Source organism: Cognatiyoonia sediminum (assembly GCF_900129845.1).
GTDB classification, from domain to species: domain Bacteria; phylum Pseudomonadota; class Alphaproteobacteria; order Rhodobacterales; family Rhodobacteraceae; genus Cognatiyoonia; species Cognatiyoonia sediminum.
Genome location: NZ_FQXB01000001.1, coordinates 1366591 through 1380309, shown reverse-complemented (window position 1 = coordinate 1380309; position 13719 = coordinate 1366591). Strand labels below are relative to the sequence as shown.

Below are 13719 nucleotides of genomic sequence, written 5' to 3'. Positions count from 1 at the left end.
CAACCCTAAGGACAGCACATGGCCAAGGTCAAAAAGCAGCCCCGTCCCAAGGCGCAGACCCCGAAAGGGTTCCGCGACTATTTTGGTGCGGAAGTGGTGCAGCGCACCGAAATGCTCAGCAAGATCGCCGGTGTGTACCATCACTACGGGTTTGAGGCGCTGGAAAGCTCTGCGGTAGAAACGGTGGAGGCCTTGGGTAAGTTCCTGCCTGATGTGGATCGACCGAATGAAGGTGTGTTTGCGTGGGAAGAGGATAACGATTGGCTCGCCCTTCGCTATGATCTGACGGCCCCTTTGGCGCGGGTCTACGCGCAGTTTCGCAACGATCTGCCGACCCCTTATCGTCGCTATGCGATGGGGCCGGTTTGGCGCAATGAAAAAACAGGTCCGGGCCGTTTCCGCCAGTTTTATCAATGTGATGCGGATACGGTCGGCGCGCCAACCGTGGCTGCGGATGCAGAGATTTGCGCGATGCTCTCTGATACGCTTGAGGTCGTTGGCATCCCACGCGGCGACTACAAGATCAGCGTCAACAACCGCAAGGTTCTGAACGGTGTGATGGAAGTCGCGGGCGTGCTTGATCCGTCCGATCCCGACAAATTCGCAAGCGAGCGCGGGATCGTTCTGCGTGCCATTGACAAGCTCGACCGCCTTGGCACCGATGGTGTCCGCGCGCTACTCGGCGAGGGCCGCAAAGATGACAGCGGCGACTTCACAAAAGGCGCGGGGCTTTCGGTGGAACAGGCCGAGATTGTCATGGGCTTCATGGATGCGCGTCGTGATACCGGGGCCGCCACAGTCGCGCGTCTGATGGAACTGGTGACGGGTTCGCAGACCGGGACCGACGGTGTGAACGAGCTTGAAACCATCGCGACGCTTCTCGATGCGCAAGGCTACGGCCCCGACCGCATCGTCATAGACCCTGCTGTAGTGCGCGGTTTGGGCTATTACACTGGCCCGGTATATGAGGCTGAACTGACCTTTGAGGTGCAGGATGAAAAGGGCCGTCCGCGCAACTTCGGCTCTGTCTCTGGCGGTGGCCGCTACGATAACCTCGTCAAACGCTTCACCGGCCAAGAGGTTCCCGCCACCGGCGTTTCGATCGGTGTGGACCGTCTGCTTGCCGCGCTTCACGCGAAGGGGCGTTTGACCAAAGAGACGACAGGTCCCGTTATCGTCACCGTTATGGATCGCGACCGCATGGCGGACTATCAGGCCATCGTGGCAGAGCTGCGCAATGCGGGCATTCGGTCAGAGGTGTATCTGGGCAATCCAAAGAACTTCGGCAATCAGCTGAAATACGCAGATAAGCGCAATTCTCCCGTCGCGGTCATACAAGGCAGCGATGAAGCGGATCGCAGTGTCGTTCAGATCAAAGACCTGATCCTTGGCGCAAAGATCGCTGAAAGCGCCAGCCCAGACGAATGGAAAGACCGCCCGCAGCAATTTGAAGTGGCGCGCTCGGACATGGTCGCAAAGATCAGAGAGATTTTGGACGGTCAGGACGGATGACCACTACCGAACAAATTCTCTGCAGGGCGGAGGCGCTGAGAGCTCAGTTCGCCGACCTCGGTGGGCAGGTTGTGAATGCGGATGTATTGCAACCGGCTGAGACGTTGCTTGATCTCTATGGCGAAGACATTCGCGCGCGGGCTTATGTCACCAGCGACCCTCTTCGCGGTGAAATTATGCTTCGGCCGGACTTCACGGTTCCGGTTGTGCAAATGCACATGGAAACCTTCGCTGAACCCGCGCGCTACACCTATTCCGGCGCGGTGTATCGTAAGCAAGAACATGATGCGTCCCGCGCCAACGAATATATCCAAGTCGGGTATGAGGTGTTTGATGGTCAAGACATTGCCGGTGCGGATGCCGAAGTCTTTGCCGCAATTTCAAAGGCTGTCGAGGGCCTCCCGCTCCGTTCTGCAACCGGCGACATCGGGCTGCTGACAGCGGCCATCAGTGGCCTCAAAACAAGCGATGCCCGCAAGGCTGCATTGCTGCGTCATCTCTGGCGCCCTAGGCGGTTCAAGTCACTGTTAGACCGGTTCTGCGGGAGAACCCCGACACCGAAGTTCCGCACGAAACTTTTGGCGGCGGATGACCCGTTTGAAGGGGCTTGGGCAGATATCAGTTTGCGCAGCCGGTCAGAGGTCAACGCGCGGATCGAAGCCCTGCGCGATGATGCCAAAACGCCCGCCATCGGCGCGGAAGAACGTGACCTGCTGGATGCGATTCTTGGCCTGCAAGAAACCCTGCCCAACGTCATGAGTGCCTTGCGCGATATCGCGGTTGATTTGCCCGCGATTGCCGGAGCTGTAGAAACCCTTGCCCGCCGGACAGAGGCATTGGCATCCCACGGTGTCGATGTCAATGCGCTGCGGTTCGAAGGCAGCTATGGCCGGACCAACATGGAATACTACGACGGCTTCGTCTTTGGGTTTTACTCCACGGTTCGCGCCGACTTGCCACCCATTGCCACAGGTGGACGTTACGATGCGTTGACAGCACAGCTCGGCGCGGGGCGAGCTGTACCAGCGGTTGGCGCTGTGATCCGACCTGATCTGCTGCTCGCGGTGGAGGAAGGGCTATGACGTTGAAACTTGGCGTACCGTCCAAGGGCCGGTTGATGGAGAAAACCTTCGACTGGTTCGGCAAGCGTGGCGTGACCTTGCGCAAGTCTGGGTCTGACCGCGAATACGCAGGCGCCGTTGATGGGATTGACGGGGTCGAATTGGTCCTACTGTCTGCCAGCGAAATTCCGCGAGAACTCGCGGCGGGGCGCATTCATCTCGGCGTGACGGGCTCCGATCTGGTGCGCGAAAGGCTGGCCAATTGGGACAGTCAGGTGGTTGAACTTGCGCCCATGGGTTTTGGCGGTGCTGATTTGATCATCGCGGTGCCGGATTGCTGGGTTGATGTGGACACGCTCGAAGATCTTGACGCGGCGGCTGCGGCGTTTCGGTCAGCGCATGGGTTCCGCCTGCGGATTGCCACGAAATATCACCGGTCGGTGCGTGAGTTTTTGAAGGCGGAAGGTGTCGCTGATTATCAGTTGGTCGACAGCCAAGGCGCGACTGAGGGCACTGTTAAGAATGAAACCGCAGAAGCGATTGCAGATATAACCTCGACGGGGGAAACACTACGCGCCAATGGATTGCGCATCCTGTCGGATGGTTTGATCCACGCCAGCCAGGCGACGCTGTTTCGCGGGCGAAGGCGCGATTGGACCGATGGGCAGCGGGTGACGCTGAAAGAGTTGCAGTCGGTTTTGGGGATTTGAGTCAGGGGTCGCGTCCTAGCGCACACCAATTTCCGCCAAGGCCTGCGTCAATTCAATCGGCAGGATATCCTCATGCTGGCGCGCTTGAGACAGATCACACGGCGCGTCATCCACGGGTAGGTATCTCCAGCCCTGAAACGCGCGACGCGGCGTTGCCTCCACACGGATCAGACCGGGCTCACAGACAATCGCGCAGCGACGAATACCGTCAGCGCTGTCATATTCGTCGAGCCTCAAGACAGGCTGTCGGCACAAAACAACACCCTTAATCACCCAAAAGATCGATCCGCCGTTCAGGATTTCATCTTCGCGCTTTGGCCACATCCGCGTGATGTGCCGCGGCAATCCGTCCTCGGTCTGTGCGCGTTTTTGAGATTGCCACGCCTCAAGCCCTGCGACATCTTCTGTGCCGACGGAAAGCTTGATGAGATGGACTGTTTTGGACATGTTTGCTTGTCGCAAAAGTGCCGAGTGGCTTCAAGCAAAAAACGGACCAGATTTCCCATATATTGAGGTTGATTTTGCTAGAATTACTATATATGGATTCCCTCCTACCTTCGTGATCAGTTCGATCTTTTTTCGAACGCCCTCGGTTCACGAATCCCAATTGACCAACTAAGATGCAGTCCTCGCCTGCCAAACCCTCTACGGAAAGAGACGCCATGACCCGTTTTTCTGCCCCTATTGCTGAGCAAATCTGGGACATGAAGTACCGTTTCAAAGACGCGGACGGCACGCCCATTGACGACACGGTCGAGGATACATGGCGGCGGATAGCGTCCTCTTTGGCGAGTGTGGAAAAGGACCCAAAGGCTTGGGAAGATAAATTCTATTCCGCCTTGGAAGACTTCAAATACCTGCCCGCTGGTCGGATCACCGCAGGGGCTGGCACGGCGCGGTCGGTAACACTCTTTAACTGTTTCGTCATGGGCACGGTCCCCGACGATATGGGCGGCATCTTTGATATGCTCAAAGAGGCTGCGCTGACCATGCAGCAGGGCGGCGGTATCGGCTACGATTTCTCTACGATCCGACCCAAAGGTGCCGCCGTGAAGGGCGTGGCGGCTGATGCGTCTGGTCCTTTGTCCTTCATGGACGTTTGGGACGCCATGTGCCGGACGATCATGTCCGCTGGCTCTCGTCGCGGCGCGATGATGGCGACGATGCGCTGTGATCACCCAGATATCCTTGATTTTATCACGGCCAAATCTGACCCAGCACGGTTAAGAATGTTCAACATGTCCGTACTGGTCACCGATCCGTTCATGGAAGCGGTGAAATCTGGTGGGGCGTGGGATCTGGTCTTTGACGGCAAAACTTATGGCAATGTGCAAGCGCGGGAGCTGTGGGATCAGATCATGCAGTCGACCTATGATTATGCCGAACCGGGCGTGATCTTCATCGACCGCATCAATCAGATGAACAATCTGAACTACTGCGAGATCATCGCTGCGACGAATCCCTGCGGAGAACAGCCGCTGCCGCCGTATGGCGCGTGCCTGCTGGGATCCATTAATCTCGCGCGGTTGGTCAGCGACCCGTTTGAAGCCGAGGCGGCACTGGACGAAGAGGCGCTGAATGATCTTGTCGCGACTGCGGTTCGCATGATGGACAACGTGGTCGACGCGTCGAAATTCCCGCTGGAGGCACAGGCGCAGGAAGCTGCTGCAAAACGCCGGATCGGGTTGGGTGTTACGGGGCTTGCCGATGCGCTTTTGATGATGGGCCTGCGCTATGGATCAGAGGAGGCGGCGCGTCAGACCGACCGCTGGATGCACGCGATTGCCCGCGCCGCGTATCTGGCGTCGGTGAACCTTGCAGCCGAGAAAGGGGCCTTCCCCTTATTCGATGCGGACAAGTTTCTGGCCAGCGGCGCGATGCAGGATATGGACGAAGACGTCAAAGAGGCGATCCGCGAACATGGCATCCGCAACGCTTTGCTGACATCTATTGCGCCGACCGGCACGATCAGCCTCTATGCAGGAAACGTCAGTTCCGGCATCGAGCCGGTCTTCGCTTATGCCTACACCCGCAAGGTCTTGCAAAAAGACGGCAGCCGGACGGAAGAAGAGGTTGTGGATTACGCCGTCCAAATGTGGCGCGACCTGAAAGGTGACGCGCCTCTGCCGGATTATTTCGTCAACGCCCAAACACTCGCGCCTTTGGATCATGTGCGGATGCAGGCAGCAGCGCAGAAATGGATCGACAGTTCCATTTCCAAGACGATCAACTGCCCCGAGGACATCAGCTTTGAAGCCTTCAAAGAGGTCTACATGGAGGCGTGGGACACCGGCTGCAAAGGTTGCACAACCTACCGTCCGAATGATGTCACCGGCTCTGTCCTGTCCGTCAGCGAAGAAAAGCCAGCGGATGAAGCGCCTGCGCAAGTCACCGTCGATGGCGATGGGGCAGAGGTTGTTTATATGTCCGAACCGCTCGACCGCCCGCAAGAGTTGGATGGCGCGACTTACAAGCTGAAATGGCCGGATAGCGAGCACGCAATCTACATCACGGTGAATGATCTGGTCGTTGCCGGTCACCGTCGCCCGTTTGAGGTGTTCATTAACTCCAAGAACATGGAGCATTTCGCTTGGACCGTGGCCCTTACGCGTATGATCTCCGCCGTGTTCCGCCGCGGGGGGGATGTGTCCTTTGTTGTTGAAGAATTAAAGGCCGTGTTTGATCCACGTGGAGGCGCGTGGATGGGGGGCAAATACGTGCCGTCGATACTTGCCGCGATTGGCGGCGTGATTGAGAAACATATGATCGCTACAGGGTTCCTTGCCGGTGAAGGCATGGGGCTGAAGGAAGACCCGAAGGCCGACGTTGTGGCGCTTAACCAAAAGCCAAAGGGTCAGGCCTGTTCGAGCTGTGGATCATACGAATTGCGGATGGTCGAAGGGTGCATGACTTGCGCGTCTTGCGGGTACTCGAAGTGTGGATGATTGACACTCTCTAGTGCGTAACGTGAAATGATCTGGCCGAACCGTAAGGGGCCCATCATGAAATACACCGCCGCCCATTGGGGCGCCTATCAGTTCAATGATGGCGACACCGACCTGACACCTTTGACTGGTGACCCGGCCCCTTCGCGGATTGGGAAAGGTTGGGTCTCCGCGGTGCGCAATTTGGATACACGCGTTCTGAAGCCCGCTGTACGAAAAGGCTGGCTTGAAGGGGACGGCGGGGCGCACCGGTGTAACGACAGCTTTGTCGAGGTCAGTTGGGATCGCGCGCTGGACCTTGTGTCGAGAGAGATGGCGCGGGTGCGTGAGGTGCATGGCGACAGCGCGATTTTTGGCGGTTCTTATGGGTGGTCCAGTTCCGGCCGGTTCCATCATGCGCAAAGCCAGATGCGGCGGTTTCTATCGTTAGGAGGCGGGTTTACCTCGTCGCGTGAGACCTATTCTCACGCCGCGGCTGAGGTGCTGTTCCCGCATATTCTAGGGATGAAGAACACGGCGTTCCAAGATCAGGTGACAGCGCAACCATTGGTGTCAGAGCATTGTGAGATCATGTTGGCGTTCGGCGGTATTTCGGCGCGTACGGCACAGGTGATGTCGGCAGGAAATTCCTATCACGAGGTTGGACCGTGGATTGATGAGTTGGACGCAAAGGGCGTGCGGGTCATCACAATTTCACCTGAGAAGGGAGAGGCCAAAGGCGAATGGTGGGCGATCAAACCTGGGACAGATACGGCGCTGATCCTCGCGTTGACCTATGAGATTGTTGCGGCGGGGAAACACGATCGCCCGTTTCTTGACCGCTACACAAGTGGTTGGGATCATTTCGAAAATTATCTCGTGGGCCGATCGGATGGGCTGCCAAAAACGGCAGAATGGGCGGCGCAGATTTGTGACCTTCCGAGCGATCAGATCAAGGCTTTGGCCGCTGATCTGATGCGGTCGAAATCCATGATCAGTATGACATGGTCGATGCAAAGAGCGGACCATGGAGAGCAGCCAATTTGGGCAGGGTTGGTGCTAGCTTGCGCGTTAGGACAGATTGGACAGCCAGGGACGGGATATGCTTTTGGGTATGGCTCAACCTCACCCGTTGGCCGAGCGGCGAAGTTGTTCCCTTGGCCGTCGTTCCCTGTACCGATTAACCCTGTGTCGGAATTCATCCCCGTGGCGCGGATCACCGATTGCCTGAACGCGCCGGGTGAGCCCTATCGCTACAACCTCACAACCCGCACCTACCCCGACATCCGGTTGATCTGGTGGAGTGGCGGCAATCCGTTTCATCACCACCAAGACCTGTGCAAGCTGGAGGCCGCGTGGTGCAAGCCGGAAACCATCATTACCAATGAACACAGTTGGACCGCGACAGCGCGGCGGGCGGATATCGTGCTGCCCGCGACAACGCCGCTTGAGCGCAATGATATGATGCTTAACCGGCGCGATCCGACGCTGCTGTATATGTCGAAGATGATGGAGCCTGCGGGACAGGCGCGGCACGATTTTGATATCTTCTCAGAGTTGTCTGATCGGATGGGATTTGGTCCGCTCTTTACCAAGGGGCTTGATGAAGAGGCGTGGCAGGCGAACATGTGGGCGAGATGTGAGACCGTGGCTAAGCAGCACGGGTTTGAGCTGCCAGAGTGGGAGGCGTTTAAGGACATCGGGCGTTTTGATATTCCCGATGCGGGGGAACAGAGGATAGCTTTGAAGGGGTTTATCGATGACCCCGAGGGGGAGGCTTTGGGGTCAGAAACAGGGAAGATAACCGTTTCAAATCAATCCTTTGCAGGTGAAGAAATGAATGACTGTTTTGGGCATCCTGCGTGGATTGAGCCGACCGAGGGTATAGCTTTGGAGGCGAATGAATATCACCTCATAACCGGTCAGCCTGACACACGATTGCACAGTCAGAACGACATGGGGGATGAATCGCTCGGCTCTAAAATTGACGGACGGGAGGTGGCCACTTTGCATCCCGAAGCTGCAGCACGAATTGGGGTTGTCGCTGGCGATGTAATCCGGCTCTACAACGCGCGTGGTGCCTGTTTGGCTGGGGTGATGATCCGTGAGGTGCTTCGTTCTGACTGTATCTCTCTGCCCACGGGGGCCTGGTATGATCCGCAGATTGTAGATGGCGACTATCTCGAGGTCCACGGAAATCCGAATGCTCTCACGCTCGACAAGGGCTGTTCGGAATTGAGCCAAGGTAACGCGGCGCACACCTGTGTGGTGAGGGCGGAGAAATGGTCGAAGCCTTTGCCTGACCTAACTGTGAGTGGACCGCCGAGGTTTGTGACCGAAGCTTAGGCGCGTTCGACGAGGACAGAGCCCACTGAATAGCCTGCGCCAAAGGAGCAAATGATCCCCTTGTCGCCTGGCGTCATATCATCGGAGTGCTTTGAAAACGCGATGATCGATCCTGCAGAAGAGGTGTTGGCATAGTCCTGCAGAATGTTGGGTTGTTCGCCCGCCTCAGGTTCCCGGCCCAGGACCTTTTTACCAATGTAGTCATTCATCGTTTTATTGGCCTGATGCAGCCACAAACGTTTCAGGTCAGCAGATGTCACCCCTTCGTCATCCATATGGGTGGCGATATGTTTGCTGACCAATGGCAGCACCTCTTTAAACACTTTGCGCCCGTTCTGCATGAACTGCATATCGCGGCGGTCTTCCATTTGATCGTGGGTCCGGCGCAGGTATCCGTTGTTGTTGCGGATGTTGTTTGAGAACTGCGTCGCACATCGAGTGGAATGTACTTTGAAATGCAGGCCCTTTGCGTCTTCCTCTCGTTGTAACAGCGTTGCGGTTGCGACGTCGCCAAAGATGAAGTGACAATCGCGATCGCGCCACTCTAGATGCGCAGAACATATTTCGGGGTTAACAACCAGTGCGGTGCGAACGGAACCCGCGCGGATCATGTCCGCAGCGGTTTGGATGCCGAAGGTGGCGGAGGAGCAGGCGACATTCATGTCAAAGGCAAATCCGCCGGCACCGAGCAGCTGTTGGATCTCCACTGCAACAGCTGGATAGGCGCGTTCCATATTGGAGGCAGCGCAGAGCACAAGGTCAACGTCTGATCCGTCGATACCGGCTTGCGCCAAGGCTTTTTGCGCAGCGTCCACGGCGATTTCCGCCATTATCGCGGGCATGTCATCCGCGCGCGGGTTGAGTTTCGGATACATGCGGTCGGGGTCGAGGACGCCTTCTTTATCAAGGACATATCGGCGTTCGATCCCGCTGGCGGCAACGATGAACTCTGCCGAGGAATGAGGGATCGCCTCAGCTTCGCCCGCTTCGATTGCTGCGGCATTGGCGGCATTTTCCTTGTCGGCAAAGGCGTTGAACGCTTCGACCAATTCATCGTTGGTGATGATGTTTTCAGGTGTGAAGACACCGGTGCCAGTGATCGCGACGCTGTGCATAAGGGACCCCTTGAAGACTAATCTGTCTAAAGTGGTTTACCGCAAAGGGCGTGTCGAGTCTGCCCCCACGCTGACCTTGCGTCACTGGCGGTCTAGGTAATGTGTCTTTACCCCTGCAACGCCCGCACCTTAATCTCACCTTCGACGCTTTCTTTCATCGCCATCACCGCAGCCTGTGCTCCGGCAGCTGTGGTGTAATACGGGATCTTGTCGTTCAAACACACGGCACGCATGGAGCGGCTGTCTTCAACCGCGGCGGCGCCTTCTGTGGTGTTGAAGACCAGCGACACCTCTCCGTCTTTCATCTGGTCGACCACCGTGCGGCCGCCTTCGTAGACCTTGTTAACGGTTTGAGCGTCGACGCCCGCGCCTGTTAGGAACTTCGCCGTGCCGCGTGTGGCGTAGAGGGTGAAGCCGAGGTCGGTAAGGGTTTTGGCTGCGGTCAACATCTCATCCGTTTTGTCGGCGTCACGGATGGAGAGGAAGACGGTGCCTTCTGTCGGCAATGTCGTGCCCGCGCCGAGCTGTGCCTTCAGGAACGCGCGCGGGAAAGAGCGGGCCCAGCCCATGACTTCGCCGGTGGAACGCATTTCTGGGCCGAGGATCGTATCCACACCGGGGAAGCGGTTGAAGGGCATGACTGCTTCTTTGACCGAGAACCATGGTGTGTTTGGATCGGCCAATGTGAAGGCATCGCCGAGGGGCATGACGTCCATCGGGTCGTTCACCTCGGCATAGGGTTCACGCATCGGGAAGTTCGTCAGTGGCTCACCGGCCATGAGGCGTGCCGCGATGGAGGCGATGGCGGAGTCCGTTGCTTTGGCTACGAAGGGCACGGTGCGGGAGGCGCGGGGGTTGACCTCAATGAGGTAGACGGTTTCGTCTTTCACCGCGAATTGCACGTTCATCAGGCCGACGACTTTGAGTTCTAGCGCAAGGGCCACAGTTTGGCGGTGGATTTTCTCGATCATCGCCTCAGAGAGGGAGTGCGGCGGGAGAGAGCAGGCGCTGTCGCCCGAGTGCACGCCGGCTTCTTCAATGTGCTGCATGATGCCCGCGACGTGGGTGTTGGTGCCGTCGGAGAGGCAGTCGACGTCGACCTCAACCGCGCCGGAGAGGTAGCTATCGAGCAGCACGGGGCTGTCGCCGGAGACGACGACCGCGTCAGAGATGTAGCGTTCGAGTTGGCTTTGATCGCGGACGATTTCCATCGCGCGGCCGCCGAGGACGTAGGACGGACGGATGACCAGTGGGAAGCCTATATCTGATGCGATTTCAAGAGCTTCTGCGTCTGTATGGGCGATGCCGTTGGTCGGTTGTTTGAGGCCCAGGCGGTTGACTAGGTCTTGGAACCGCTCGCGGTCTTCGGCCAGATCAATAGCGTCGGGCGAGGTGCCGAGGATTGGAATGCCTGCGCCTTCCAAAGCGTTGGCGAGTTTCAACGGAGTTTGGCCGCCAAACTGGACGATGACGCCGTGGAGCGAGCCGTTTTCCTGCTCAACGCGCAGGATTTCCATGACGTGTTCGAAGGTGAGCGGCTCGAAATACAGACGGTCGGAGGTGTCATAGTCGGTGGAAACCGTTTCAGGGTTACAGTTGACCATGATGGTCTCATAGCCCTGATCTTTCAGCGCATAGCAGGCGTGACAGCAGCAGTAATCGAACTCGATCCCTTGGCCGATGCGGTTGGGGCCGCCGCCGAGCACGACGACTTTCTTTTTGTTTGACGGCCGGGCTTCGCATTCCACGTCGCCCATGACAGGGGTTTCGTAGGTGGAGTACATGTAGGGCGTTTGAGCTTCGAATTCGGCCGCGCAGGTGTCGATGCGTTTGAACACAGCGGTGACGCCGAGGTTGTGGCGGGCGTTCCTAATTTGCGCCTCATCTCGCCCTGTCAGTGTGGCCAGCCGCGCGTCGGTGAAACCGAGCATTTTGACGGCGCGAAGCTCTTTTTCGGTTACTGGCAGGCCGTTTTTGCGGATGGTTTTCTCAGCGTCGATGATTTCGCGGATGCGGTCGAGGAACCACGGGTCGAATTTGGTGACCGCTTGGATGTCGTCGTTGCTGAGCCCTTCGCGCATGGCCTGAGCGATGACACGCAATCTGTCTGGGGTTTGCTGAGCCAAAGCCTTTGTGATCGCAGCTTTATCTGGCGCGCCCGCGATCTCGATTTCATCAAATCCGGTGAGGCCGGTTTCCATCGAGGCGAGCGCCTTTTGCATCGACTCGTGGATGGTGCGGCCGATGGACATGGCTTCGCCGACGGATTTCATGGCGGTTGTCAGGTAAGGCTCGGACCCCGCGAATTTTTCGAACGCAAAACGAGGGATTTTGGTGACGACGTAGTCGATTGTCGGCTCAAAAGAGGCCGGTGTGACGCCGGTGATGTCGTTGTCGAGTTCGTCGAGCGTGTAGCCGACGGCGAGCTTGGCCGCGACTTTGGCGATTGGGAAGCCTGTGGCTTTGGAGGCCAGCGCGGAGGACCGTGATACCCGTGGATTCATTTCGATGACGACCATGCGGCCGTCGGCGGGGTTCACTGCCCATTGCACGTTGGACCCGCCTGTTTCGACACCAATTTCGCGCAGGACGTTGATCGAATGCGTTCGCATGATCTGGTACTCTTTGTCGGTCAGCGTCAGGGCTGGGGCGACGGTGATCGAGTCGCCTGTGTGCACGCCCATTGGGTCGACGTTTTCGATGGAACAGATGATGATAGCGTTGTCGGCTTTGTCGCGTACGACTTCCATCTCGTATTCTTTCCAGCCGAGCAGGCTTTCATCGACGAGGATTTGGGCCACAGGTGAGGCGTCCATACCAGTGCGGCAGTAGTGGATGTATTCTTCGCGGTTATAGGCCACGCCGCCGCCGGTACCGCCCATGGTAAAGGCAGGGCGGATTACGGCGGGGAGGCCGATCTCTTCGAGCGCTTCGAGGGCCAGACGTTCGCCTTCCTCGAGGATTTTGAAGCGGTCGTTGCCTTGGATGCGCGGCCAAGCGCGTTGCTGCGGATCATCGGCGAAGGGGGCGGTGACGATGGTGGCTTTCGGGTTTTCAATGCCGAGGCGGTCCATCGCGTCGCGAAAAAGTTTGCGATCTTCGGCCATTTCAATTGCGTCGCGGCGCGCGCCGATCATTTCGACGTTGAACTTTTCAAGGACGCCCATGTCATCGAGGGCGAGGGAGGTGTTGAGGCCGGTTTGACCACCCATGGTTGGCAGGAGTGCGTCTGGGCGCTCTTTCTCGATGATTTTGGCGACGACTTCGGGGGTGATCGGCTCGATATATGTCGCGTCGGCCATGTTGGGGTCAGTCATGATGGTCGCTGGGTTCGAATTGACGAGGATGACGCGGTAGCCTTCCTCTTTCAGCGCTTTGCAAGCTTGGGCGCCGGAGTAGTCAAATTCGCAGGCTTGGCCGATAATAATAGGGCCCGCTCCGATGATCATGATCGACTTGATGTCGGTACGCTTCGGCATGGCGGCAGCCCCTCTTCAATTTTGCAGTTTGGGCAATCCCCTGCGCCCAAATTGTCGTGCGTTATACGCATCAAGCCGCCCTCCGCAAGGGCATTTGGGATTAAATTTAGGACGGACGGTTTCGGTGTCGATGCATTGTGGATAGGCGAGGCAGAAACGCTTTTGTTTTCAATGCGCCTTGGGGCCAAAATAGTTGACCCCCGCCGGAGATCGCCAGCGGGGGTCTCGCCGTGAGTGGGCGCGGGCGTCCGAACTGTGCGTCGCTGTTGTTGGTCTGCACTTTCACCCGGGGGGATGATGGCAACTCCAGTGGACAGCGATTGTGTTCGTCGCTGACGTTCATTTGGGGGAGAGGTGCTCTGGTTTAGAGGGGAAAACCTAGCGCGCTTGCGTCAGTTCTGCGGAAATTTCAGCAGCTTTTGAGCAGACCCTACGTCACATTGGGGCCTACCAAGGCCGATGTTGGTCTAATTGTCGTCAAAAACTCGATTGGACGTCCAATATAGCTCTGCACGGCTTGACTCTGGCGCGTTCCCTTGGTCAACCCACGCAGACGCGAATTGAGGGATAAA

The 13719-nt window shown here is 57.6% G+C and carries 8 protein-coding genes; 5 read left to right on the top strand and 3 right to left on the bottom strand.

Features of this window, described 5'->3' with window-relative positions:
• Positions 1-18: 18 nt before the first annotated feature.
• The 3 genes from hisS to hisG are packed head-to-tail and all read left to right on the top strand — an operon-like array spanning position 19 to position 3283.
• Positions 19-1512, top strand: coding sequence for a histidine--tRNA ligase (gene hisS, locus BUA85_RS06920; protein WP_072900091.1), 1494 nt, complete (start codon positions 19-21; stop codon positions 1510-1512).
• Positions 1509-2594, top strand: a complete 1086-nt coding sequence (locus tag BUA85_RS06915) for an ATP phosphoribosyltransferase regulatory subunit (protein WP_072900090.1) — start codon at positions 1509-1511, stop codon at positions 2592-2594. Before hisS ends, BUA85_RS06915 begins: the two co-directional genes overlap by 4 nt.
• Complete coding sequence (gene hisG / locus BUA85_RS06910) at positions 2591-3283, top strand: ATP phosphoribosyltransferase (RefSeq protein WP_072900089.1); 693 nt, start codon at positions 2591-2593, stop codon at positions 3281-3283. Before BUA85_RS06915 ends, hisG begins: the two co-directional genes overlap by 4 nt.
• A 15-nt stretch (positions 3284-3298) precedes the next feature.
• On the opposite strand, the gene BUA85_RS06905 is transcribed toward hisG, so the two are convergent.
• Positions 3299-3730 (bottom strand): DUF1489 family protein, encoded by a 432-nt coding sequence (locus tag BUA85_RS06905; RefSeq protein ID WP_072900088.1) that lies wholly within the window; start codon positions 3728-3730, stop codon positions 3299-3301.
• A 215-nt stretch (positions 3731-3945) separates the two neighbouring features.
• Here BUA85_RS06905 and BUA85_RS06900 point away from each other — a divergent pair, with 215 nt between their 5' ends.
• Both BUA85_RS06900 and BUA85_RS06895 read left to right on the top strand, forming a co-directional pair.
• The gene (locus tag BUA85_RS06900) at positions 3946-6228 is read left to right on the top strand and encodes an adenosylcobalamin-dependent ribonucleoside-diphosphate reductase (RefSeq protein ID WP_072900459.1); all 2283 of its coding nucleotides are present in this window, start codon (positions 3946-3948) and stop codon (positions 6226-6228) included.
• A gap of 57 nt (positions 6229-6285) precedes the next feature.
• Positions 6286-8553, top strand: coding sequence for a molybdopterin-dependent oxidoreductase (locus tag BUA85_RS06895; RefSeq protein ID WP_072900458.1), 2268 nt, complete (start codon positions 6286-6288; stop codon positions 8551-8553).
• Here BUA85_RS06895 and BUA85_RS06890 read toward each other — a convergent pair.
• Positions 8550-9668 (bottom strand): beta-ketoacyl-ACP synthase III, encoded by a 1119-nt coding sequence (locus BUA85_RS06890; protein ID WP_072900087.1) that lies wholly within the window; start codon positions 9666-9668, stop codon positions 8550-8552. The genes BUA85_RS06895 and BUA85_RS06890 overlap by 4 nt on opposite strands.
• 107 nt (positions 9669-9775) lie before the next feature.
• Positions 9776-13147: a carbamoyl-phosphate synthase large subunit gene (gene carB / locus BUA85_RS06885; RefSeq protein ID WP_072900086.1), complete on the bottom strand. Its 3372-nt coding sequence runs from the start codon at positions 13145-13147 to the stop codon at positions 9776-9778.
• Positions 13148-13719: the final 572 nt, after the last annotated feature.